Origin of the sequence: Prosthecobacter sp. (assembly GCF_044222565.1) — a bacterium.
Lineage (GTDB): Bacteria > Verrucomicrobiota > Verrucomicrobiia > Verrucomicrobiales > Verrucomicrobiaceae > Prosthecobacter.
The window spans coordinates 150189-173193 of sequence record NZ_JBGANA010000007.1; the positions used below are offsets into that span (position 1 = coordinate 150189).

17 protein-coding genes and 1 pseudogene are annotated in these 23005 nt (G+C 60.3%); 9 read left to right on the forward strand and 9 right to left on the reverse strand.

Features of this window, described 5'->3' with window-relative positions; genetic code table 11:
* Positions 1 to 379: 379 nt before the first annotated feature.
* Complete coding sequence (locus ACILSR_RS12305; RefSeq protein ID WP_395750074.1) at positions 380 to 1702, forward strand: glutamate--tRNA ligase; 1323 nt, start codon at positions 380 to 382, stop codon at positions 1700 to 1702.
* Between the two features lie 102 nt (positions 1703 to 1804).
* Entirely contained in the window at positions 1805 to 2623 is an 819-nt protein-coding gene (locus ACILSR_RS12310; RefSeq protein WP_395750075.1) for a GxxExxY protein, read from the forward strand.
* A gap of 83 nt (positions 2624 to 2706) precedes the next feature.
* On the opposite strand, the pseudogene cutA (ACILSR_RS12315) reads toward ACILSR_RS12310, so the two are convergent.
* Together cutA (ACILSR_RS12315) and cutA (ACILSR_RS12320) are read right to left on the reverse strand one after the other, a co-directional pair.
* Positions 2707 to 2970, reverse strand: a pseudogene (gene cutA, locus ACILSR_RS12315) (divalent-cation tolerance protein CutA).
* Between the two features lie 677 nt (positions 2971 to 3647).
* A complete protein-coding gene (cutA, locus tag ACILSR_RS12320) occupies positions 3648 to 3965 on the reverse strand; it encodes a divalent-cation tolerance protein CutA (protein ID WP_395750076.1) in 318 nt (105 codons plus the stop codon).
* Between the two features lie 12 nt (positions 3966 to 3977).
* Between cutA (ACILSR_RS12320) and ACILSR_RS12325 the strand changes: the two genes are divergently transcribed.
* The 4 genes from ACILSR_RS12325 to ACILSR_RS12340 all read left to right on the forward strand — a co-directional run bounded on the left by ACILSR_RS12325 (position 3978) and on the right by ACILSR_RS12340 (position 8224).
* On the forward strand, positions 3978 to 5141 hold the full coding sequence (locus ACILSR_RS12325; RefSeq protein ID WP_395750077.1) for a nitrogen regulation protein NR(II): 1164 nt from the start codon (positions 3978 to 3980) through the stop codon (positions 5139 to 5141).
* Positions 5142 to 5261: 120 nt separating this feature from the next.
* Positions 5262 to 5543 (forward strand): SWIB/MDM2 domain-containing protein, encoded by a 282-nt coding sequence (locus tag ACILSR_RS12330; protein WP_395750078.1) that lies wholly within the window; start codon positions 5262 to 5264, stop codon positions 5541 to 5543.
* A 265-nt stretch (positions 5544 to 5808) separates the two neighbouring features.
* On the forward strand, positions 5809 to 6570 hold the full coding sequence (gene kdsB / locus ACILSR_RS12335) for a 3-deoxy-manno-octulosonate cytidylyltransferase (protein WP_395750079.1): 762 nt from the start codon (positions 5809 to 5811) through the stop codon (positions 6568 to 6570).
* A gap of 34 nt (positions 6571 to 6604) precedes the next feature.
* Positions 6605 to 8224, forward strand: coding sequence for a CTP synthase (locus ACILSR_RS12340; protein WP_395750080.1), 1620 nt, complete (start codon positions 6605 to 6607; stop codon positions 8222 to 8224).
* Positions 8225 to 8453: 229 nt separating this feature from the next.
* Here ACILSR_RS12340 and ACILSR_RS12345 read toward each other — a convergent pair whose 3' ends face one another.
* Positions 8454 to 10442 carry a hypothetical protein gene (locus tag ACILSR_RS12345; RefSeq protein WP_395750081.1) on the reverse strand — a complete coding sequence of 663 codons (1989 nt, stop codon included), beginning with the start codon at positions 10440 to 10442 and terminating at the stop codon, positions 8454 to 8456.
* Positions 10443 to 10828: 386 nt separating this feature from the next.
* Between ACILSR_RS12345 and ACILSR_RS12350 the strand changes: the two genes are divergently transcribed.
* Both ACILSR_RS12350 and ACILSR_RS12355 read left to right on the forward strand, forming a co-directional pair.
* The gene (locus ACILSR_RS12350; protein WP_395750082.1) at positions 10829 to 11575 is read left to right on the forward strand and encodes a Bax inhibitor-1/YccA family protein; all 747 of its coding nucleotides are present in this window, start codon (positions 10829 to 10831) and stop codon (positions 11573 to 11575) included.
* Positions 11576 to 11696: 121 nt separating this feature from the next.
* The gene (locus ACILSR_RS12355) at positions 11697 to 12398 is read left to right on the forward strand and encodes a hypothetical protein (RefSeq protein WP_395750083.1); all 702 of its coding nucleotides are present in this window, start codon (positions 11697 to 11699) and stop codon (positions 12396 to 12398) included.
* A gap of 171 nt (positions 12399 to 12569) precedes the next feature.
* Here ACILSR_RS12355 and ACILSR_RS12360 read toward each other — a convergent pair whose 3' ends face one another.
* The 6 genes from ACILSR_RS12360 to ACILSR_RS12385 form a co-directional block, all read right to left on the reverse strand.
* Positions 12570 to 15326, reverse strand: a complete 2757-nt coding sequence (locus tag ACILSR_RS12360; protein WP_395750084.1) for a phosphoenolpyruvate carboxylase — start codon at positions 15324 to 15326, stop codon at positions 12570 to 12572.
* Between the two features lie 259 nt (positions 15327 to 15585).
* Positions 15586 to 16896: a Gfo/Idh/MocA family protein gene (locus tag ACILSR_RS12365; protein ID WP_395750085.1), complete on the reverse strand. Its 1311-nt coding sequence runs from the start codon at positions 16894 to 16896 to the stop codon at positions 15586 to 15588.
* Between the two features lie 579 nt (positions 16897 to 17475).
* Positions 17476 to 18768, reverse strand: coding sequence for a DUF1501 domain-containing protein (locus tag ACILSR_RS12370; protein WP_395750086.1), 1293 nt, complete (start codon positions 18766 to 18768; stop codon positions 17476 to 17478).
* 23 nt (positions 18769 to 18791) lie between these two features.
* Positions 18792 to 20876, reverse strand: coding sequence for a DUF1549 domain-containing protein (locus ACILSR_RS12375; protein WP_395750087.1), 2085 nt, complete (start codon positions 20874 to 20876; stop codon positions 18792 to 18794).
* Between the two features lie 364 nt (positions 20877 to 21240).
* Entirely contained in the window at positions 21241 to 21618 is a 378-nt protein-coding gene (locus ACILSR_RS12380) for a bleomycin resistance protein (protein ID WP_395750088.1), read from the reverse strand.
* Positions 21615 to 22100, reverse strand: coding sequence for a GyrI-like domain-containing protein (locus ACILSR_RS12385; protein WP_395750089.1), 486 nt, complete (start codon positions 22098 to 22100; stop codon positions 21615 to 21617). Before ACILSR_RS12385 ends, ACILSR_RS12380 begins: the two co-directional genes overlap by 4 nt.
* A 195-nt stretch (positions 22101 to 22295) precedes the next feature.
* On the opposite strand from ACILSR_RS12385, the gene ACILSR_RS12390 reads away from it, so the two are divergent.
* Positions 22296 to 22727: an FKBP-type peptidyl-prolyl cis-trans isomerase gene (locus ACILSR_RS12390; protein WP_395750090.1), complete on the forward strand. Its 432-nt coding sequence runs from the start codon at positions 22296 to 22298 to the stop codon at positions 22725 to 22727.
* Positions 22728 to 23005: the final 278 nt, after the last annotated feature.

Here is a 23005-nt window from a genome sequence, read left to right on the forward strand (position 1 = left end):
GTCTTGCACCGCAGAGATTTGAAAAACGCAGAGGTTTTAAAAAGGAAATCTCTGCGCCGTTCCCAGCTCTGCAGCGTTTAATCTGAAGCGAGGGGTGAAGTTTGAAACGATGAATGGAAAACAATCTCCGCCGGATCTTGCACCGCAGAGAGTGGAACGCCGCAGACATTGGTCTGAATCCCCTCTGGAAAATCTCTGCGTTTTTCAAGTCTCTGCGGTGTGGAATCCGAGTGCCAGCGTGTCTCTGAATCGCCCCGCGCCGCTTTGGAAATGTGAGATTTGAAATTTGCATTGGCGAATCCCGGCTATTGTCACCACCCGTTTTTCAACCGCCGCCCAGAGCGGGCAGATTGCCCGCGCTACTTCTTTTCATCCACCCATGTCCATTCGCGTCCGCTTTGCTCCTTCCCCCACTGGTGACCTCCACGTCGGAGGTGCCCGCACGGCCCTCTTCAACTGGCTCATGGCCCGCAAGGAAGGCGGTACCTTCATTCTCCGAGTGGAAGACACCGACGGCGCACGCAACACCGCCGAAGCTGCCGCAGGCATCATCAAAGGCCTGCGCTGGCTGGGCCTCGACTGGGACGAAGGCCCCGAGGCTGGTGGCGACTGCGGCCCGTATTTCCAGAGCCAGCGCAAGGACATCTACGACGCCTACTTCAAGAAGCTGGAAGACGCAGGCCGCGTCTATGCCGAGCCCGATGGCGCGCAGCGTTTCAAATTCAGCCGCACGGCCATCACCGTGCACGACCTCGTCTGCGGAGATGTCACCTTTGCCCCCACCGAAGAGCCGGACATGACCATCCGCCGCCCGGACGGCAGCTACATCTTCCACTTTGTGAACGTGGTGGACGACATCGAAATGCGCATGACGCACGTGCTGCGTGGCGAGGACCACCTCTCCAACACCTGGAAGCACATCGACCTCTTCAACGCCTTCGGTGCCACGCCGCCCACCTACGCCCACATCCCGCTGATCCTGAATCCGGACGGCACCAAGATGAGCAAGCGCGATGCCGGCAGCGCCATCGAGCACAGCTACATGAATGCCGGCTTCCTGCCCGACGCCGTGTTCAACTACCTCTGCATGCTCGGCTGGACGCCCAAGGCCGAGAGCGAAAAACTCAGCCGCGAACAACTCACCGCACTCTTTGACGCCAGCGCCATCCACAGCAGCAACGCGAAGTTTGACCTCAAGAAAGCGCAGTGGTTCAACGCGCAGTATCTCCGCGAACTGAGCCCCGAAGCCCTGCTGGCAAGCGCCCGCCGCTTCCTCACCGACGCAGGCCTCTTCTGGACCGATGACGCCATGGCCGCCGCCGCCGTGCACAGCGTCCGCGAAAAGGTGAGCCTGCTCACTGAGTTTCCGGAGTGGGTGCATTACTTCTTCCGCGAAGACTACCCCTTCGAAGCCGACGTCGTCACCAAGCTCAAAGCCAAGCCCGAAAACCCCGGCCTCCTCAAAGCCGCCAGCGAGCAGCTCGCCCTAGCCGCCGAGTGGACCGAGCAGAGCGTGCACGATGCCGTGGAAGCCGCCGCCAAAGCCCTCGCCGTGAAACCCGGCGCGATGATGCCCCTGCTGCGTTTTGCGCTGAGCGGTCAATCCCGTGGACCGGGTGTGACGACCATTGCGCATTTGATTGGCAAAGAGAAGACGCTGGCGCGGATTCAGCGGGCGCTGGGTGAGGTAATGGAGGCGTAGGAGACCGGATTTTACACCGCAGAGATTGGATAAACGCAGAGATTTCTGATTGGAAAATCTCTGCGTTTTTCTTATCTCTGCGGTGTAAGGTTCTGGTTTCTTATGCCTTCCTCATCACACCCCGATCTTGGCAGTGATCTCACCAAGCGCGTCATCGGAGCAGGCATTGCAGTTCATCGTACTTTCGGGCCAGGGCTTGATGAGGCGGATTATGAGCATGCATTGCACCTGGAATTGGATGCTCTCGGGATCGAGCATCAATGCCAGGTCCCCCAGCCTCTTTCGTACCACGGAGAGGAACTCGACTGCGGCTATCGCCTGGACCTGGTTATTTCCGGGCAGTTGGTGCTGGAACTCAAAGCTGTGGAGAAAATTCATCCCGTCCATGAGGCTCAGGTGTTTACTTATCTGCGTCTTTCCTCTCTGCCATTGGGGCTCCTGATGAACTTCAATACACTGATTCTCCGGGACGGGATTTTTCGCAGGGCTTCTTCGCTGAAACCTGCTTCTCGTTTTCAGAACGGAATCCTGAATTCGGAGAATTTTGACGACCTTTCCCGCGAAGTGCTCGCCGCTGGTTTGGAGGTGCGGTATGAACTGGGCCATGGACTGCTTCGAAGCGCCTATGAGGCATGTCTGGTGAAGGCGCTAAGCTTGAAAGGCATCCGCACGGAGATCAATCTGCCCGCAAATCTGATCTATCGTGATCAGCTGATACTCAGCCGCAAAGAAGTGCCAATGATCGTTGAGGATAGTCTGATGGTAGTCTGCCACTGCGTGAAGGAGCTAGGCCCCCTCCAACTTGCGAGAGATCGGTCTCTGCTGAAGGCATCTGGCGTCAACTCGGGGCTCTGTCTCAACTTTCACTCCGATTCGCTCGTCACCGAAATTCACCGAATTCATGCTCACGCAAAAGGATGAAAATTTACACCGCAGGGATCGGAAAACGCAGAGGTCCAGAATTTAAAATCTCTGCGTTTTTCCAATCTCTGCGGTGTAAAAAATCAGTCGAGCGCCTCCGCCTCACCCCACACTCCCCCCACCCACCGCGCATACGCGGCGCTGACCTCTTCCGGCCTCAGTGCCACGATCTCCGGCACCTCATACGGATGCAGCTCCTTCCAGCCGCGCCTCAAATCGCGGCCACGCTCCGCTCGTCGTCTTAACAGCGCTAGCACCTCAGCCTACTTCTCCACCTTGACCTGCTGGCGGTAGATCGATTCCACAGCGGCAAACAGATTCTCACAGGCGGCTAGTTGCGATTCCACCGCACCGTGTCAGTCTAGGAATGCAGACACCACCATCCAACAACGAATCCGTCACGTTATGACCCAGCGGCATAAAACCTATCTGGCCCCTCTGGACCAGTATGCTGCTACCTTTGCTTACTATTGGACCGAAGGCATGCGGCAGGAGGCGCAGCTGTATGGGGAGCATGAGGTTGCCATGGCGGAGTCACGGATGCAACGCACCCCACGACTGTGTGATTTTCCTTTTTTTGCCATCATTCAGCGGCCTCACCGGTTGTTTGTGCCCGGAGATCTTGTCTTGTACACCTACGACAATGGATGTGCGGACCGCTACCGTGTTTGGGCTGTGTCATCCAAAGGCTTCAAGGTCAGCGGCTATTACATGTTGTTTTTTCGCTGGGATGGGAGAGTTTGCAGGTCATCAGGCCTGTTAAAGCAGATATGGCGGCCGGGTGATCTAGCTCCGTCAGAGGATCGGACTTGCTGTCACAAGCTAGATCACCCGGCCACCCAGTCTTATCTCGCGGACCTAGCGGCTCGCGAGACACTTACGCGCAGGTGAAGGCCGCATGTCGGGTAGGCGCGGGTAGCCCGACACCTTTTTCATTACGACTTCAACAAACAGACATTAATCGCAACACCGGGATCAAAAGCCTGCCGCCACACCTTGGCCGTGGCGGAGAGGTCCCGCATTTTCAGAGGACTGATTGCGTGACCCACCGCGCATACGCGGCGCTCACCTGCTCCGGCCTCAGCGCCACGATCTCCGGCACCTCATACGGATGCAGCTGCTTCAGCCGCGCCTCAAATGTCGGCCACGCTCCAGCCGTCGTCTTAAACACGGCCAGGACCTCGGCTGAGGTCTCGACTTTGCCCTGCCAGCGGTAGATGGATTCCACGGCGGGGATGAGATTCACGCAGGCGGCGAGTTGCAGTTCCACCAGCGCCGTGCCAGTCTCGCGGGCTTTCCCGAGGTCGGGGAAGGTGCAAAGGACAATGAGGAGGTCGTTCATTCCCGCCAACCTATGAGATCTGCGTTCATCGACAAGCTTATCAAACGCATGGACCGCCTGGAGCCGGGCGAGGTCCAGGGCATCGTGCTGGAGCTGGCGCGGGAAAAGAAATTTCAGGAAAAGGTCTTCGATGCGCTTCAGGAGGGCGTCATCCTCCTCGATACCGAAAACAAGGTCACCTACGTGAACCGCGCCGCCTGCACCTTCTTTGGCCTGGAGCGTGATCAGGTGCTGGGGCAGCGCCTGGCTCAGGGCGTGCGTGGGCTGGACTGGAGCGAGCTGCTCATCCCCGGCACCATCGTCAGCCGCGACCTCGAGGTCTTCTACCCGGAAAACCGCTACCTCAATTTCTACATCACCAGCATCGACGACGACGCCTCCCAGGGCTTCGTCATGCTCATCCGCGATGTCACCGAGACGCGGAAGCGCACCGAGGAGCAGCTGGAGAGCGAGCGTCTCAACGCCTTCACCCTCCTCGCCGCTGGTGTGGCGCATGAGCTGGGAAATCCGCTCAATTCCCTCACCATCCACCTGCAGCTCCTGGAGCGCCGCCTGAAGAAAATGGGAGCCAAGGGGGCCAGCCTGCAGGAGCACCTGGACGTGGCCACCGGGGAGATCAAACGGCTGGACTTCATCATCGGCCAGTTCCTCGCGGCCATCCGCCCCACCAAGCCCCAGCTCCAGCGCGTGCAGCTGCGCGAGCTGCTGGACGAATGCGTACGCTTCCTCCAGCCCGAGATCGAGGCCTCCAAGGTGAAGCTGAAGCTCGACCTCCGGGCCGATCTGCCTCCCGTGCTGCTGGACGCAGGGCAGATGAAGCAGGCCGTGTACAATCTCATCCGCAACGCCTGCCAGGCCATGCCTCAAGGAGGTACGCTCACGATCAACGGCACCTTCACCGACTTCGAAGTGCGCCTGAGTTTTGAGGACACGGGGAAGGGGATCAATGCCGAGCAGATGGGCAAGCTCTTCCAGCCTTTTTCCACCACCCGCAGCACCGGCACCGGCCTGGGCCTGCTCATCGTCCGCCGCATCATCCGCGAGCACGGCGGGGAGATCGACATCGAAAGCCGGGAGGGCCTGGGGACGCGCGTAAGCCTGTGGCTGCCGCTGGTGGAAAAGAGCATACGGATGCTGGAGGCGGGTGAAGATGCCGAAAGAAAAGGCGAATTGTGAGTCGGGCGCCTATCTTGCATTTATAGAAATTGCAGATGTTGGTGTATTTCTCGCATAGAATCGTTTCAATGCATGACTGTGGTTGACCGTGGCCCCGGATGCTGCAAGCCTCTACCCCCCATGTCTGACCAACCTACCTCCAAACCCGCACGTAAAGCCAATCCCGCCCTCAGCAAGCCCGTCCAGCCGGACGAGGCCCTCGCCAAGGTCGTGGGTTCGGAACCTCTCTCCCGCGGTGAACTGACCAAGAAACTGTGGGACTACATCAAGGCAAACGGTCTCCAGGACCAGGCCAAGAAGACCAACATCAACGCCGACGAGGCTCTGAAGGCCGTCTTCGGTGGCAAGAGCCAGGTGACCATGTTTGAGATGACCAAGCTGGTGAATCAGCACGTCAAGTAAGCACCCACCTTCCGCGGATTCCCCTGACTTTCAGGGGAGTCCCAGCGGATGGTTTTTATACAAGGGCCCGCCCGGCCCGATGCTGCCGCAAAGCGGGAGCAACGTGAAACTCAAAGCCTTCCACTCGAAGCAGCGCAGCAGGAGCGAGGACGAGGATTAGGACGCGCCTAAAGAAGCGCTTGTCCCCGCAATCGAGGTCAGCAATTCCCCCTTGCATCGCAGTGGCTTCCGCGTCATCTCAGGGGAACCTGCCTCCCAACACACTTTGGCATCCTCCGACTCTTCCTCCTCCCGTACGCTCGTCGCCATTCCTGCCCGCTGGGGTTCCACCCGCTTCCCAGGCAAGCCGCTCCACCTCATCGCCGGAAAACCGCTAGTGCAGCACGTCTGGGAGCGCTGCCAGGAGTGCAAACAGATCGACGATGTGATCATCGCCACCGATGACGCCCGCATTGCCGAGGCCGCCGCGGCGTTCGGGGCCAAATACGTCCTTACCTCCCCGGATCACCCGAGCGGCACGGACCGCATCGCGGAAGCGGCGAATTCCTTCCCGGACCACCGCGTCATCATCAATGTGCAGGGAGACGAGCCGCTCATTTCCCCCGCTTTGATCGACGAACTGGCCCGCACCCTGCGCGACGACCCCAGCGTGCGCATGATCACCGCCGCCGCGCCCATCCAGGATGCCGCGCAGATCAGCGATCCCAATGTGGTGAAGGTCATCTTCGACACGCACGGAGACGCGCTTTATTTCTCCCGCTCACCGCTGCCCTACCTGCGCAACCCGGAGGCGTGGCCGCGCAGCTACCGCCACCTGGGCATCTACGGCTTTCAGCGCAGCTTCCTCTTCCAGTTTGTGGCCTGGCCGCCCTCGCGGCTGGAACAGACCGAATCTCTGGAGCAGCTGCGCGCCGTGGAAAACGGCACCCGCATCCGGGTGGTGCTGACGGACGAACTCTCCCCTGGGGTGGACACACCGGAGCAGGCGGATGCTATCGAAAAGCATCTTCAAAAACAATCTTCTTGAACTGCACCCCGACAACCTCCAACCGAGAAGGATCATGAAATACATTTTTGTCACCGGCGGCGTCGTCAGTTCACTTGGCAAAGGGCTTGCCGCATCCTCCCTGGGCACGCTGCTCGAGCTGCGCGGCCTGAAGGTCATCATGCAGAAGTTTGACCCGTACCTGAACATTGACCCCGGTACCATGAATCCGTACGAGCACGGGGAAGTCTATGTGCTGGATGACGGTGCGGAGACGGACCTGGATCTCGGCCACTACGAGCGCTTTACCCATACCAATCTCTCCCGCCTCAACAACATCACCTCCGGCCAGGTGTACCAGAGCGTGCTGGACAAGGAACGCGCCGGCAAATACCAGGGCCGTACCGTGCAGGTGATCCCGCACGTCACCAATGAGATCAAGGCCCGCATGCACGAGGTCGAGTCGAAGATGGGCGGAGACGTCATCATCACCGAAATCGGCGGCACAGTGGGAGACATCGAAGGACTGCCCTTCCTGGAGGCCATCCGCCAGTTCGGCCATGAAGTGGGCGCGGGGAATGTGCTTTACATCCACGCCACCCTTGTGCCTTACATCAAGGCCGCGCAGGAACTCAAGACCAAGCCCACGCAGCAGAGCATCGCCAAGCTGCGTGAGATCGGTATCGCCCCGAACATCATCCTCTGCCGCACCGAGCACCCGCTGGACTCGGACGTGCGCGAGAAGATCTCCCTCTTTGGCAACGTGCCCATCGACTCCGTTGTCGAAGTGCGCGATGTGAAGCACACCATCTACGAGGTGCCCTTGAAGCTCCACGAAGAGCGCCTGGACGACAACGTCTGCCGCCAGCTCAATTTGACCACCCCGCAGCCGGATCTCACCCGCTGGCGTAACTTTGTGCAGCGTGTCATTCATCCCACACACCACGTCCGCATCGGCGTGGTGGGCAAATACATCGAACTGCAGGATGCCTACAAAAGCATCTACGAGTCCCTCACTCATGCAGGGGCTGCCAACGACTGCAAGGTGGACATCATCCGCGTGGACGCCGAGAGCATCGAAAAAGCCGGACCGGATCTTTATCTCGCCGGACTGCAGGGCATCCTCATCCCCGGTGGCTTTGGTGATCGCGGCACGGAAGGCAAAATCACCGCCGCCCGTTACGCTCGCGAGAAAGGCATTCCTTACTTCGGCATCTGCCTCGGCATGCAGATCGCCGTTATTGAGTTTGCCCGGAATGTCTGCGATCTCAAAGGCGCGACGAGCACCGAGTTTGACAAGACCACGGCGCATCCCGTGATCAGCCTCATGGAGGAGCAGAAGAAAGTGAAGCAGCTAGGCGGCACCATGCGCCTCGGCTCCTGGGTCACGGATCTCGTTCCCGGCAGCAAAGCGTTCGAGCTCTACCACAGCGTCACAATCACCGAGCGCCATCGTCACCGCTTTGAGTTCAACTCCGACTACAAGGAGCTCATGGAAAGCAAGGGCATGCTCATTTCCGGCACCTCGCCAAAGGGAGATCTGGCCGAGATCATTGAACTCCCCGCGCATCCCTTCTTCGTGGGCTGCCAGTTCCATCCCGAGTTCCTCAGCAAGCCGAACAACCCGCATCCGCTCTTCCACGGCTTCGTCAAAGCCGCGATGGCGCACCATGGGGTGGCTGAGCCGGTGTGCTAGGCGGATCAAGTTTCTGGCGGAGGGGGGCCATCCTGGTCCCCTCGTTCGGGTACTCTGGGCAAGGCGGGAGCGTGAGGGGATCACTATGATCCCTGTCGTCCAAGGCCTTGCTTTCTTATACCATAAACTATTGAAAAGGGGTCTATTATAATGGGCCTGATACAAGGGTAAAAGCCGCAGCGCGCTCGCGTGCGCACTGCGGTTCGCAATATCTTTTTTCCCACACGGCCTAACGTGAAACAGGCTGCCACTGATTCCATGGGGTCGTGCGGGGCAGCTGGGATTCGGCGCGCTCGGCTTCGGCGATCTCATACGGGGAAAGCTCCTCGCGCGTTTGGCGGACCATTTCGGCGGCACCTTCCTCGTCTTGGGATTCGGCGCGGATGAACCATGCCAGGGCACGCACGGGATCTGCCGGCAGGCCGGGGTGATCCTCCAGCAGGAACTTGCCCAGATGCATCTGCGCGGGGCCGTGGCCCTGGGCTGCCGCTTTGGCGTACCAGCCAGCGGCTTGCTTGGGATCTTTCCAGATGCAGTCTCCCCGGGCGTAGGCGGTGCCCAGGTAGTCCTGCGCATGGGGAAAGCCCTGCACGGCGGCCTGCTGAAAGTAGTGGATGGCCAGGCCTGAGGTAAACGGCACGCCACGGGCGTTTTGGTAGCAACGGCCCAGCGCTGCCTGGGCGGGGGCGTAGCCCAGCTTAGCAGCCTGCTCGTAGGCTTCGGCGGCCTTGATCTCGTCCTTTGGCACGCCCTCGCCTTTCGCATAGCGCAGTCCCATCTGGTACAGAGCGGGCGGATGGCTGTCGACCACGGCTATGTGCAGCCATTTCAGGGCTTCGGCATCGTCCTTGGGCAGACCGCAGCCATGCTGGTACATGAGGCTGATGCGGTATTGCGCGGCGGCCTCGGACTGCCAGTCATCGTAAATGGAGAGGGCGTACTCGTAGTCGCACGGCACGCCAATGCCGTCTCGGTGGCAATCGGCCAGCCGGAGGTCTGCCTCGGGAAAGCTGCGGCCGTCTGTCCGGCCGTCTGTCAGGCTTTTCAACATGCTCACGCCTTTCTTCGGGTCGGCGGGTCGGCCAATGCCATCCAGGTAGGTGCATGCCAGCATGTAGCGGGCCACGCGGTGCTTCTGAGCGGCGGCTTTTTCCAGCAAACGGAGGCCCTCCGGCACATCGGAAGGGGGGCTGGGCGGGGACAGAAGAATCTCGGCCAGGAGGTATTGCGCCTGGGCATACCCCATGTCAGCGAAGCGCTTCAACCGAGCGCGGGCGGCGGGGTCTGTACCCGCGCCTGGGGCATGCTCCCGAAGGAACTGGGCATCGGCACCTGAGGGGGGAAGGCCTTCGATGGGGAAAACGGGGGGACAGCCCTTCGGACCAAAGGTGAGGTGTTGGTTGCCTCCCGGGGTTTGGCGGATGGTGGCGCCGTCCGGCATGTGGGCGACGATGCTGCCGTCTGGGGCCGTTTCCACGACTAGGCGGCGCGGAGTGCCGCCATCGGAACCAGTCCCTGATGGGTCGTCGCTTGGGGAGATGCCCCGGAGGCCTATTGCGTCCGAGGGGCCGACAGGCTGCACTGCTGGCTCCGGTGGCTTCGAGGAAAGAGTACCCTTCGGACGGGGCGCGGGATTGCCCGAGGGGTGAAAATGCTGGACGCCGTACCAGATGCCGACACCACAGGCGATGATGACCACGGGCCACACGAGTATCCTCGCCCAGCCTGGAAGACTCTGGGGGGGCGCAACCGGACACCGGACAACGGGCACTGTAGCCCTCGGTGCGGGTAAAGGCGGCGGGGTGCTGCGATCTTGAGAGGCAATCTCCCAGGCTGGCAGCGCAACCGGGGCCGGGTGGGGCAGCGGCAGCCCGCCTGCCTGCGCGACCTCCGGTGGAAACGCCACTGGCACCGGAGCGGGAGCCTGCCCAGCCATATGCAGCGTGTTCGCCTCCGGAGCGGGTGGCACCTGCAGCTCCGGAGGCGGGGCCACCATGCGGTAAGGGTACAGGTGCTCGGGGCGCTCCCGCAGCAAAGCATGCGCTGCGCGGACTTCGCCCGCATAAGCCTGCGCGCGGGCGTTCAGGTCTGCATCCGCAGGCGATCCTCGCACGAGATCCTCCAGCCGCTGCATTATCGCATGCCCAGCCCTGTCCACCCCATCTCGAGTGATGGGGGCCTCAAGCTCAAGAATGCGCAAGGCGTCAAAGAGAGTCATGTCCGGTGCGAAGAGGGGGCGGGGTCAGGTAGGAGGAGGCAGAAGTCCGGAAAGGAAAGAGTCAGTGCGGCTTCGTGACCTCTGTCACGCGACTAGAGTAAGAAAAATGTGGATATATTGATGGAATATATTGATTTTATACTTGGTTTCCACCAAAAGAAGTCGAGGCCGCTAGGAAATCCGGGGTGAGGAGGGGGCAATCAGGCCTCGCCTCACACGGTAATCTCCAGTGTCCGCTCTTTAAATGCGCTCGAAAGTCACCTCTCACCCCCGTGAGTCTCAGAAGCTGGGCATCACGCCTATCGAATATGAATTGACTCAAAGCCTCTCATTGACTCTTCCCCGGTATCTCTTGTAGTCTTCCGGCGAATCAGACCTACACCCACATGCGTACCTCGAATCCCACACTCAATGATGATGTCTTTGATCGTTCACGCACCGGCAACCTTGCCGATGGCGTCATGACGCTCAGCGGCACGGTGCTCAAGACCGGCGTCCTCACGCTGTTGCTCGTCGCCTCCGCCACTTGGAGCTGGAAACTGGCCATGAGTGGCAATCCACCTGCATGGGTGGGGTCGGCGCTTACGCTCGGGTGGATCGTCCCGTTCCTCATGGCGTTGATCATCTCCTTCAAGCCAGGGACGGCTCCGGCCCTCGCTCCCGTCTATGCTCTGACCAAAGGCGTCGTTGTTGGCATCGTCTCCGCCCTGTATGAGCGGCATTACGGTGGCATCGTTCTTTCCGCCGTTCTGCTCACATGCGGTGTCCTGTTTGCCCTGCTCGCGGCCTACTCCACCGGCCTCATCAAGCCCAGCGAGAACTTCAAGCTCGGTATTTTTGCCGCCACCATCGGCGTGTTGCTCTTCTACCTTGCGGTGATGGTGCTCAACATGTTTGGCATCCACGTTCCCGGCATCTTTGACAACGGCACGATTGGCATCTGCTTCTCCGCTTTCGTCGTCATCCTCGCCGCGCTTAATCTGGTGCTCGACTTCGACTTCATTGAAAACGGCTGTGCCGCCGGTGCGCCGAAGCACATGGAGTGGTATGCTGCCTTCGGCCTGCTTGTCACGCTGGTGTGGCTCTACCTCGAAATTCTGCGCCTCCTGGCCAAGCTGAGCAGCCGCGACTAACCGCCGCTCCCACTTCCAAAATTCTGAAACGCCGCCGGGATTATTTGAAAATCTCTGCGGCGTTTCCATTTTGACGCTGTCAAAACCAGTCCACACCCCAACCCCTCACCGCCCACCTGTCATGAAAACCACCCTCTTTTTCAGCTTCCTGCTTGCCAGTGCCACGTTGAGCCACGCCAATCCGGAGATCGCCACCATCATCGATCAAGAGTATGGTGCCGCCACCGCCGAAGGCGTGGTGCTGCTGCAGTCTCCCGCCACCGCCATCGCCACCGATCCCGCGCAGTGGTCCGTATTTGCTCGCGATCCCTTCCGTCCGGGCGAACTCGTTTGCGCACTCCTCACTGCAGGCACCAACGGCTGGGCGCCCCGGCCTGCCGGGGCGGGCGCCAAGCTGCTCACCCGCGTGCCACCGCAGGTCATCGTTTTCAACCGCATCAAGCTCCGCTCGTCCGACGTGCTGAAAATCGCCCAGCAAAACGCCGCGCTGGCGAAGACCAACTTCGTCACCGTCTCCTATCAGCTCGCCGCCAATGTCACCACCGGCGCGCCGGAGTGGGGCCTGGCGCTCAATGACACCAACAACGAAGAAGTGGGCTTCATCGTCATCTCCGCCGAAACGGGAGCCGTGATCAATCAGCAGTGGGAAAAAGACCTGGCCGCCATGCCTCCAAATGCTCCACGCAATCCGCCCAATTCCAAAGGCGAAAAAGCTGCCGACGATGTGCGCCGCGCCGCCCGTCACGCCTGGGAATGGACCGGCGACACCGGCCTCGAAGTCGGCCACTTCTTCAAGCGTCTGTTCAAGGGCGACAACAACTGAGCCGCCCACAAGTGAGGGAGATAGGGCCCGAAGCGTTCATCGCCAAACACATCCACGGACGGAACGCTGCTCGTGTTCCCGAACCGGTCTGCCGCAGCGGGAATGCAGACCCGTTTTCAATGGGGCGTGGTGAGAGGAGAGATGCTGCGCGCCGCAGAGGTGGCTCCGTTCTCAACCCGTGGTGCGCAGACCAGATGCGATCGCGTTGATGGAAATCAGCAGGTCCGTCACCATCGCGTCCGCGGCCTCCGTTTTGTCCGCGGCCACCAGCGCGCGCCACTCGCGCAGGAGGGCGATCTGCTGGTGGTGCAGCACCTTCAGCGGTTCTTCGCGAATGTTCAGCGTGTAGGCCAGGCGTGGGCGGCGATCCGCAAAGGTGCCATGGAAGAGCTCGTCGATGATGCTGCGCGTGGCTTCGTATTCGGCCAGGATCATGTTGAGGAAGCGGTCACGCACGACCGTGTCCTCAACCAGACCTGCGTAGGCGCGCATGAGGTCCGTGTTGGCACTGACCAGGGAGCTTTCGATGTTCGTGAGGACGTAGCGCAAAAACGCGGACTCTGGCAGTGCGGTGGCGAGCGTCTCGAACCCCTTCGGGTCATCCTTTTTGAGCTTGTTGAGAGCGCTGCCGGCCCCGAACCAGCCGGGGAGATAGAAGCGCGACTGCGTCCAGGAGAAGACCCATGGGATGGCGCGCAGGTCATCGATGGAAGCCTGCCCCGTGCGGCGTGCGGGACGCGAGCCGATGCGTGAATTTTCCAAGGCATCGATCGGCGTGGCCTGACGGTAAAACTTGATGAAGTCCGGGGCGTGAAGGAAGGCGCGATAAGCATCGCGGCTGTCTGCGGCGAGCTTGTCAAACAGCACCTCCAGTTCCGGATGCGCGCAGGACTCCGCACCACGATGGCGCACCGTCGCCGCCGTGGTGGAGGCGATGAGGAGTTCGGCATTGTACACTGCGGAACCAATGTGCGCGTATTTCTGCGCGATGGTTTCTCCCTGCTCCGTCATGCGCATGCCGCCGCTGAGCGAGCCGTGAGGAAGCGCCTCCATGAACCAGTGCGTGGGACCTGCTCCGCGGCCCACAGTGCCGCCACGACCATGGAAGAAGATGGGCCGCGCCCCGTGACTGTGAATGGTGTCGGACAGCTCCCGCTGCGCACGATGCAGGGCGCACTGGCTGGCGACGATGCCGCAGTCTTTGTTGGAGTCGGAGTAGCCGACCATGACCTGAAACACGGGAGAGCTGCCTTGGCTCGTCTGGGCGGTGAGGCTGCGTTTCACCACGGGATGAGACAGGAAAGCATCCACAATGCCCGGGCCTGCTTCGAGGTCGCCCATGGTTTCAAACAGCGGCACCACCGGCAGCGGACAGACGAGGCCTTCCTCGCTCCACTGCATGAGGCCGGCCTCACGCGCCAGCAGGAAGACCACGAGCAGGTCCTCCACGCAGCGTGTCATCGAAACAATGAGTGAGCCGAGTCCGGCGTTGCCAAACTGGGCGCGGTGATCCGCCAGCACGCGATGGCATGCGATGACGGTATCCGCCTCGTGACCCGCGGAGATGCCCGGGGCAAGGAAGGGCCGCGGCGAAGTCAGCTCGCGGTCAATCAAGGCACGCTTTTTCTCGATGCTCCAGTCGATGAACGAGCCACCCTCCAGCAGGCCTGCGGCACGTAGAAGCTGATCGAGCGCTTTCTCGTGGAAGGCAGAGTTCTGCCGCACATCGAGAGCTGCGGAGTGGAAGCCGAACGCGTTGAGATTCCGGCGGAACGGAACGATCTGTTCTTCGACCACCGCCTTGTCTCCGACTTCGAGCAAAGTCTGGGCGAGGGTGTCGATGTCTGCCCGCAGCTCCTGCGGCTGCACATACGCAGCGGGCGAGGAAGGCTTTTCCACGGCCAGCAGCACCTTGGCCCGCATGAGGTAAACGGCGGCACGCCAGGGCTCCTCCTTGTTGCGCTCCAGGATGTAGGCCAGATCCACGCTCGGCTCGGCTTTTAGCTGCGTGGTCAGCGTGGTGATCAGCTCCGTGAGCAGCGGCGGGGTGACCTGAAAGAGCGAGCTCAGCGGCAGATGAAAGGCCAGCGACTCCAGCGCACGGCGCTGTACACGCAGGGCGTTTTTGCGCAGGGCCACCAAGGCATGCCGAGTCACATCCGCAGTCACAAAAGGATGGCCATCGCGGTCGCCGCCGATCCAGGAGCCAAAGCGGAGCAGGGGAGGCAGCTCATCGATTTCTGCGGTGTTGTAGCCATTGGCCTGCCAGGCTTCGCGCAGGTGGGTGTGCGCGCGGGCGAGAGCTTCGGGAAACACATCGCGCAAGTAGTAGAGGGCGTTTTGCAGTTCGGCCTCAATGCTCGGGCGCGTGACGTGGATCTCACCGGTGCGCCAGAGATTTTCCAACTGGGTGCGCAGCTGGCTTTGCAGCCGGGCCTGTTCACGCGGGGTGTAGGCCGGGTTCTCATGGCGGTTCATGAGACTGTAGATCTCACGATGGAGCTCACGCACGGTCTCGCGCTTGGCCTCCGTGGGGTGCGCGGTCAGTACCGGCTCCACGCACACGTCCTTCATGGCGGCCAGGATGTCGCTTTCCTTCAGTCCCAGCTCACGCAGCTGCTTCAAATAGTCTGCCCACAGGCCTTTTTCAGCCTCGGGGCCGCTCTTCTTCTCACGCAGGCGGCGGATTTGGGAGGCGGCGCGCTCCTCCACCACATTGAGCATCTGAAAGGCAATGGAATAGGCCTGGCCAAGCGAACGGTTCGTCTGCTGCGGCACACCTGTGCCAATCCAGGGAAGGCTGGAAGCCAGCTCAGGTTCCCCCAGTTGCTTCAGCACTGCGGAAAAGGCTTCCATGAGGTAGCGCAGGTCGTCTTCGAGAAGTTGAAAGCCGTGGGTGCGGAGGTTTTGCGGGGGTGTTTCGGACATGGCTGGGCTGGTGCGGACTGGTCAAAGCAGGAAGGATGCCTGATTCACAGAGCCATGTCGAAAGCTGGCGGAAATCGCAAGGTGAAGTGAAGATATTTTAAACCCTGGACCCTGGGCAGGGCAGCGGCAGCATGGCATGCGCTGACGCGTCGAAGAATTAGTCGGTTTTAGGCAGGTCGGCGGCGGCCACGGAACATACTGCCGCAAACGTCAAAAGGAATGCGGGAATTTGCGTGAGACGGAGGCGATATCGGGGGCATTAAACCGGATACACCCACGGCTTGCGGTATTCGCGCTCCATGAGTTTGCTGGCTTCCGCATCGCCAAGGATCAGTTCCTTTTCAGGATCCCACTGGATGCTGCGGCCTGCTTTGTAGCTGAGCATGCCGAGAAGCGGCAGGCAGGTGGAGCGGTGGGCGCTTTCGATGTCGGCGACCGGCTTCTTTTTGTTTTCGATGGCGTCGATGAAATCGGCCCAGAGTAGGGCGATGTTGTGGCCGTCCGGCTCCTGCAGCTTGTGGTCGCCGTGCTGCTGGGTGCCTTTGGGGTCGGCGGGATAGAAGGTCCAGCCATCGCGCCAGCCGATGTGCAGCACGCCTTTCTCGCCATAGAAGTAACAGCCGATCTTGTGCTTCTCGTTGTTGTTCTCGGCGAACTTGCGGTGCTCCCACACGGCGGTGAACTGTTCAAACTCAAACGTGGCCACCTGATGGTCGGGCGCATCCGTGGTTTGCTCTTTGTCGGTCAGCACTGCAGGTCCTGCGATGGGGCGGCCGCCGGTGCAGAAGATCTTCTTCGGTCCCTTCTCGTTGCTCCAGAGGAGGATCTGGTCCAGCCAGTGCACGCCCCAGTCGGCCATGGTGCCGTTGGCGTAGTCGAGGAAATTGCGCCAGCCGCCGGGATGCATCTTGGAGTTGAAGGGGCGCACGGGTGCCGGGCCGCACCACAGGTCCCAGTCCATGCCTTCGGGAATTTGGCTGTTTGGTTTCGCCTGCTCGGGGCCGCCGCGGCTGTCGGCAAAGGCACGCACCATGCCCACCTTGCCGACGGCACCGGATTTGAGGAAGTTCATGGCCTCGACGTGATGGGGGCCGATGCGGCGGTGGAGGCCGACTTGCACGACGACGCCGGCTTCGCGGGCGGCTTTCACCATGGCCTTGCTTTCGTTGATGGTGTGGCCGGTGGGTTTTTCGACGTAGACATGGGATCCAGCTTTGCAGGCGGCGATGGTTTGCAACGCGTGCCAGTGGTCCGGTGTGGCGATGATGACGATCTCCGGCTTCTCCTTCTCCAGCAGTTCGCGGTAGTCTTTGTAGAGCTTGGGGTCGTCTCCGGAGAGGCCGTTGATGGTGTCGCCCGCGTTGGAAGCGACGTCTTCATGGACATCGCACAACGCGCAGACTTTGACGCGACCGCCAGCCACAGCCTCCTTCAGGATGTTCATGCCCCACCACCCGGAGCCGATCAGAGCCGTGCGGTATTTTTTGGCCGGGTCTGCTCCAAAGATGTGAAATGAAGAGGAGGCAAATGCGGCTGAGGTGGCGGAGAGAAAGTGGCGGCGGGAGGTCATGGTCGGGCGCGATGAAAGCAGGCGGTCGCAGAATACGCCAGTTGTTTGCGCGGCTTGCGGGGAATTGGCCTGGTTAAGGAGTCTTGAGAAAGCTTGCTAGATTTAGCCCGCCAATATTTTCCTGTGTGCAAAATAGCCTTTGGGGACTGGACTAATGACAGCCAAACCATCTGCGATAGGACTTAGGGTTGAAAGGGCAAAGGCTTTGTTGCTATCCCCACCGCCGGCACTCAATTAAGAACGTCCGGCGTAGCCCGACTCATTTAGCGATGAACACTCAACTCGATCCAATCTTTTATAAGCGTTGCGAACACGCCTTTCTCATGGAGCTCTCGAGAACGGTTGGCTTGATAGTTAATCGTACGGCACAGTTGGCTCAGGACGAAAAGACGGCACTTCTATCATCATTAACATTCGCGATTGCGGCTCATTTGAGCGGCAGTGCTTTCGGTGGGCGAGTCGAGGAAGATGAGATCTATCCCAAGCTCGGATTCTACAAGGGCGAGAGCGACGAAGCCCTCTATTTTGGAGAGGGTACCGCACTTCACGAGATGATCCCGAGGGTGTTGGAAGAGCTTTCTACGCAAACACATCCATCACCGCCTTGCCCTTGTCTCCGACCGTAAACGGCCGGTTGCTCGGAGACATGACGACTTCGTCGATGGGCAGGCCGAGGCTCCAGCCGATGGTGGAGAGGAAATCCTGCGGGCTGACCTGCTTGTCAGCCACTGCCATGCCTTCCTTGTCGCTGGCGCCGTAGATAAATCCGCCTTTGACGCCGCCGCCGGCGAGGAGAGTGGAGAACACTTTCGGGTGGTGGTCACGGCCTCCGTTGCCATTGATCTTCGGACCACGGCCGAATTCGGAGCAGAGCACGACAAGTGTGGTTTCCAGAAGCCCGCGTTCTTTGAGATCCTCCAGCAGCGCGGCGAGCGCCTGATCGAGTTCAGCGCCGTGTTCATCGAGGCCGTCGTCGATGTTGTTGTGCATGTCCCAGCCGCCTTTGGCGACTTCGATGTAGCGGATGCCTTTTTCCACCAGACGGCGCGCCAGAAGGCAGCCCTGGCCAAATTTGCCCTTGCCGTACTTTTCCTTCAAGGCAGCAGGTTCATCGTCCAGCTGAAAGGCCTCCAGGTCCGTGCTGGACATGATGCTGATGGTCTTGTCGTAGAACTGCGTGTAGCTCTTAACCTCGGAGGTTTTGAAGCGGTCGCGGAATCCGGCATCGAGCTGGTCAAGCATGACCAGACGTTTGATCATCACCTCCGGAGAGGCTTCGCTCTTTGCATATTGCAGGCCCGAATCCGGGTCCAGGATGGGCAGCGGGGAGAAACTGGAGGGGAAGAAGCCGTTGCCATTCTGCGGCTGGCGGTTCACGCACACGCTGGAGGGCAGGGTCTTGTGGCTGGAGCCGAGGAAATGCTGGGCCCACGCGCCGATGTTCGGGTGCTTGATCGTGCCGCGCTGCTCATAGCCCGTGCGGATCACGTACTGGCCGGCGGCATGCACCCCGGTCTTGGAGGTCATGCTGCGGATGATGCTGATCTTGTCCGCCTGCTTGGCCAGATTTTCCATGGTGCCACCGAGCTGGAAATCCGCCTTTGTTTTGATCGGCGTCTTCGGCCCCTGGGTGGGTCCATCTTTCGGGTCCAGCGTGTCGATGTGGGTCATGCCTCCGACCATCTGCAGGAAGATGACGTTCTTGGCTTTGCCAAATCCGGGGCCCGAGGGGGCGGCGGTGGTTTTCGCCGTTTCTGCGGCAAATGCGGATCCGCCCAGACCGTGCAGCACGGTCACTCCCAGGGCGGCACTGGCCCAGCGCTCACAAAAGGCACGGCGGGTGATGGGATCGAGTTGGTTCTGAAGTTTCATGACGGGGAAGGGGGCAAAGGTTTTTATTCCACAAAGATGAATTCGCGGGTGTTGAACAGCACCCAGGTCAGGTCACGCATCGTCATTCCATTGCTCAGTCCTGCGACGGCATTGGAGAGTTCGTCGGGCTTGGGTTTGCGGCTGAAAAAGCTCAGGTACAGGCTTTCCACCTTCTTCTCCGGGGTGTCCATGGCGTCTGCTGTCTTCACCACGAGCGAGTCATCCTGACCGATGACGCGCTGGGCCTCGCCATTCATGAGCATGAGCACCTGCGGAATGCTGCCTTCCTCGCTTTCGCTGTCGGCGATCTGGCGGTCGCTCTGGCCAAACATGCGGAGGAAATGCTGGTCCTTTTCCGGCTGCGGCAGCTCCGAGGCGCGTGCCAGCACCATGCCGTTGCGAACGGGCGGCGAAACGGTGAGGTCTTCCTCGCTGTTCGGGTTCATCATGCGCTTCTTCTTCGCGTTGTTCTTGGGATTGCCACCAGCGCCGCCAAACTGACGCATGCTGGCCACCGCGTTTTCGATCTGTCCCTTGATCACATCCGGCGATGCATTGCCGCTGAAATCAATGTTCATGGCCTTGGCATACGTCGTGCCGCGATGGCCTTTGAACTTCTCCACATCGGCACCCACGACCAGCGTGGCGCAGGAGTCCCACGCCTGCTCCGCGGTCATGCGGCGGAGGATCGGGCCGGGGAAGAGGTAGGGTGTGTTGTCGGCGAGTTCATGGCTCGTGGCCTCGCGTTGGTAGGTCTGGGTGTTGCACAGCACGCGCAGGAACTGTCTCAGATCAAACTTCACCCGCACCATTTCATTGGCCAGATGATGCAGCAGCTCAGGATTCACGCTCGCCTTCGGATCATCCAAGTCTGTGACCGGTTCCTTGACGCCGATGCCAAAGATGTGCTTCCACATGCGGTTGGCGATGGTCATGGCAAAGCGCGGATTTTCAGGAGAAGTCATCCATTTGGCAAACTGGGTACGGAGCTGCTCGTCGTGCTTGGTGGTCTGGATGCCCTGGTAGGCTTTCTTGGATTTGTCATCGCTCCAGGTCACCAGCTTCGGCGTCACATGGTCGCCGGGTTTGGCATCCGGGTATTTATAATCATCCGGGAGCTTCAGATCGTTCTCGCTCGTATCTTCCACCATCAGGCCGTTGACGCGCAGAAGGTTTTTCGCCTGCTGCTGCAGCCTTTTGTCGCCCAGGGATGCCAGCACCTTGCGCATGCCCTGCATGCCAGCGCCGGCATTGCCCTTGGCCCCGTAGGTTTCTGTGGCGCCAAAGAAGGCCGCCATTTCGTAGAACTGGTGCTGCGTCCAGTCCGCGAAGGGATGGTCGTGACACTGGGCGCAGGAGACATTCGCGCCGATGAAGGTGCTCAGCGTCAGGCTGAGATTATCCAGACGCATGCCCGCATCTCGCAGAAGGTAGCCGGTGGCACCGTTTTCCAGCAGCTTGCCGTCCGCGGTCATCATGCTGTAGACGATCTTGTTCCACGGCACGTTGTCCGCGATCTGCCCTTTCAGCCAGTCCTGGTAGGTGTAGAAGCGGGCCTTCTGCGCCACATCCGCCATGCGCAGCATGTCGGCAAAGTAGTTGAAGAGGTGGCTGTTGTAGCCCTCGGACTTCAGCAGGCGGTCGATCACCTTGGCACGTTTGGAAACGCTCGGGTCATTGATGAACTCCAGTGCCTCCTCCCGTGTGGGAATGCGTCCGGCGAGGTCCAGAAACACCCGCCGCACAAACTGCTCGTCCGAGGCAAGGGGATTGGGCTTTTGCTCGGCCTTCTTCAGCCCGGCTTCCACCAGCATGTCGATTTGCGCCGCTGCCTGAGCGAGATTGGGGTCGGCTGGGATGCCGAGTCCCTGCGGCTTCAGCGTCCGGGCTGCTTCCTGATCCGCTGCCGAGAGCTTGTCCAGCGGCAGGCGATAGACATAGCCATTGCGCACCTGCAGGAAGACATTGCCGTTTTCGATGCCCCGGAAGGTGGCGTCCAGTTTGCGCCCCTGGGCGTCAGTCCAGGTTCGATAAACTTCGTTGTCGGCGTGAAGCGGAGCGGTGACGAGCAGAACGCAGGCAAGGGGAAAGAAGAAGCGCGTTTTCATGGTGGGATCGTCCGGTGGTCCGGGCCGATGCGGGGTTAAACGATGAGGTTTCTGTGAAGTTGCAGTTCTTTTTGAATCTCAGGACTAGGAGGCTGGACCCGAAGAGACATGGCGCGTGGTGGGACGGCTACCACTGCTGGTAACGGCCTGTGTGAATGCCTCCTTAGAGTTAAGAAAAAATGTTCTTTGGCAGAGTTGCGTGGTCGAGTCCCTTGCCTTTAGCCTCGCTAGGCGCGGCGCCTTGCGCCTGCCCTTGCCTGTTTGAGGAGTTGCGGCAACGAGGCAAATTGCCCGTAAGGAGCGCCCGGGAGCGGGATTGGTTCGCGATCCTCTCTTGAGACAATCTGGACGCTTGAACTACATCTTACTGAATCGGCTCGCCAACAAAAATGAGGCAGCCGTCCGGATCGATGATGTGAAACTCGCGCATGCCGTACTCACGGTCGAAAAGATCTCGGACCTTATGACGGTCTTTGAAGGTGGACACGTGAGCCCACAGTGCCTCGATGCCACGGATTTCCAGATAGCACGACAGATGCTTGCGGGTGAATTCCAGGACCGAGGCATCCGCCGCCATGGTCAGATGCAGGGACGCTCCCTCCCGGGTCAGGATGGAATAGTCCGCGGATTGCATGGACGTATGAAAGCCGAGCACCTCGTGGTAAAAACGAATGCTTCGGTCCATGTCGGCGACGGGAATGACCGGACTCAGGGTTTTGGCCTGGCAGGCTGGCGTATTCATGCGGGTGGCGTTGCTTGAGGGGTGCTGTTTTCCAGCAGATAAAACACATCGGTGCGGATCTTGGAGGCATCTGCATTCCAGCTTTCCTCCCAATGGCCGTAGATCTCCCACGAAACACCCGTGGGGATGTGCCCTCGCTGAGCGCAAAACTGGCGTATTGCGGCATGGGCTTTTCCCAGGCTGCCATAGGGACCCAGGTGGACCGCTGTGGCCACCAACCCCGCGGGAAGTTGGGAGCATTGCACCCGCTCATTGCCTGCAAAGGGCGCGGACACCTCGGCACCTACCTCGATGTTTCCTTGCCCATCGAGATAGACGGCCACATGGCGTCCGGGTTTGGGCAGGCCGGCTGCCTGAATGAAGGACCAGACCTCGCCACAGGCTGCGGGCACAAACCGGGACAGCTCCTGCGGCGGCACGCGGCTGCGGATCACTGCGGTAGGGGTGGCCTTGGAACGAGTGATCTCGATGGAGTGGCTCATGCGGATTGAGGCCCTATTATTCGCTCTTCGTTCTCAATGTCGAGTGTGCGATTGTCACGGTGCTTTCCCCGGGGCCGCCCCTAAACGCTTGACGAACGGAAGTCATGAAGTCTCTTCTGTTGGATGAACTCCATCTGCAGCCTCTTCCGATCTTCGTCGTCCAAACTCCAACCGCTTGGCTTCGTATTGCTCGGGATGCTCTTTCTCTCCGGCGTGACACGGGCGGAGGACGTGCCTTTTCCGAAGCTCCCTCCCGGAGCGGGAGAGATCGACAAAAGTGCTGCGAAGACCTTCACCACCACTGAGTCCGGACTCAAATATCGCATCCTGCGCAAAGGCTCCGGCCCCAAGCCCACCACCCAGAACCGCGTGGAGGTGAACTACCACGGCTGGCTTTTCAATGGCAGGGTCTTCGACAGCTCCTACGTGACGGGCAAGCCGGTCACTTTTGGCATGTTTCAGGTCGTCAAAGGCTGGACAGAAGGCCTGCAGTACGTGAACAAAGGCGGCATGATCGAACTCGAAATCCCCGGCTATCTCGGCTACGGCCTGCAGGGCAGGGAAGGCAGCATCCCGCCGAATGCGACGCTGCACTTCGTGGTGGAGATGCTCGAGATCTACGATTGAGGAGAGAGAAGGGGATGCGGCAAGTCATGCATCTCAGTTGGCCTCGCAGCACCCACCTCAGCGCGTCCCCCGTTAAGGCGCCCGGCAGGCGGAATCGTGACTGCCGTCGTTTTCATGCAGGCTGAAGCGTTATAATGAAGGCCACCTTGTCTTCATGGGAGATTGTCGCCGCTGGATCATGCTCCATTTCAGCTTCTCTGCTGACTGCAATAGCTTCCAACCCGGTATCGCTGGGGTCTGCCAATGGTTGGGACAATGACTCGATAATTCGGGAGACC

Coding starts and splice junctions, on each gene's coding strand:
- ACILSR_RS12390 (WP_395750090.1), top strand. CDS start 22,296: ATGCTCTTTCTCTCCGGCGTGACACGGGCGGAGGACGTGCCTTTTCCG.
- ACILSR_RS12365 (WP_395750085.1), bottom strand. CDS start 16,896: ATGACCTCCCGCCGCCACTTTCTCTCCGCCACCTCAGCCGCATTTGCC.
- cutA (WP_395750076.1), bottom strand. CDS start 3,965: ATGAACGACCTCCTCATTGTCCTTTGCACCTTCCCCGACCTCGGGAAA.
- ACILSR_RS12305 (WP_395750074.1), top strand. CDS start 380: ATGTCCATTCGCGTCCGCTTTGCTCCTTCCCCCACTGGTGACCTCCAC.
- ACILSR_RS12345 (WP_395750081.1), bottom strand. CDS start 10,442: ATGACTCTCTTTGACGCCTTGCGCATTCTTGAGCTTGAGGCCCCCATC.
- ACILSR_RS12360 (WP_395750084.1), bottom strand. CDS start 15,326: ATGTCCGAAACACCCCCGCAAAACCTCCGCACCCACGGCTTTCAACTT.
- ACILSR_RS12350 (WP_395750082.1), top strand. CDS start 10,829: ATGCGTACCTCGAATCCCACACTCAATGATGATGTCTTTGATCGTTCA.
- ACILSR_RS12355 (WP_395750083.1), top strand. CDS start 11,697: ATGAAAACCACCCTCTTTTTCAGCTTCCTGCTTGCCAGTGCCACGTTG.
- ACILSR_RS12325 (WP_395750077.1), top strand. CDS start 3,978: ATGAGATCTGCGTTCATCGACAAGCTTATCAAACGCATGGACCGCCTG.
- ACILSR_RS12380 (WP_395750088.1), bottom strand. CDS start 21,618: ATGAATACGCCAGCCTGCCAGGCCAAAACCCTGAGTCCGGTCATTCCC.
- ACILSR_RS12330 (WP_395750078.1), top strand. CDS start 5,262: ATGTCTGACCAACCTACCTCCAAACCCGCACGTAAAGCCAATCCCGCC.
- ACILSR_RS12375 (WP_395750087.1), bottom strand. CDS start 20,876: ATGAAAACGCGCTTCTTCTTTCCCCTTGCCTGCGTTCTGCTCGTCACC.
- ACILSR_RS12370 (WP_395750086.1), bottom strand. CDS start 18,768: ATGAAACTTCAGAACCAACTCGATCCCATCACCCGCCGTGCCTTTTGT.
- ACILSR_RS12340 (WP_395750080.1), top strand. CDS start 6,605: ATGAAATACATTTTTGTCACCGGCGGCGTCGTCAGTTCACTTGGCAAA.
- ACILSR_RS12385 (WP_395750089.1), bottom strand. CDS start 22,100: ATGAGCCACTCCATCGAGATCACTCGTTCCAAGGCCACCCCTACCGCA.
- ACILSR_RS12310 (WP_395750075.1), top strand. CDS start 1,805: ATGCCTTCCTCATCACACCCCGATCTTGGCAGTGATCTCACCAAGCGC.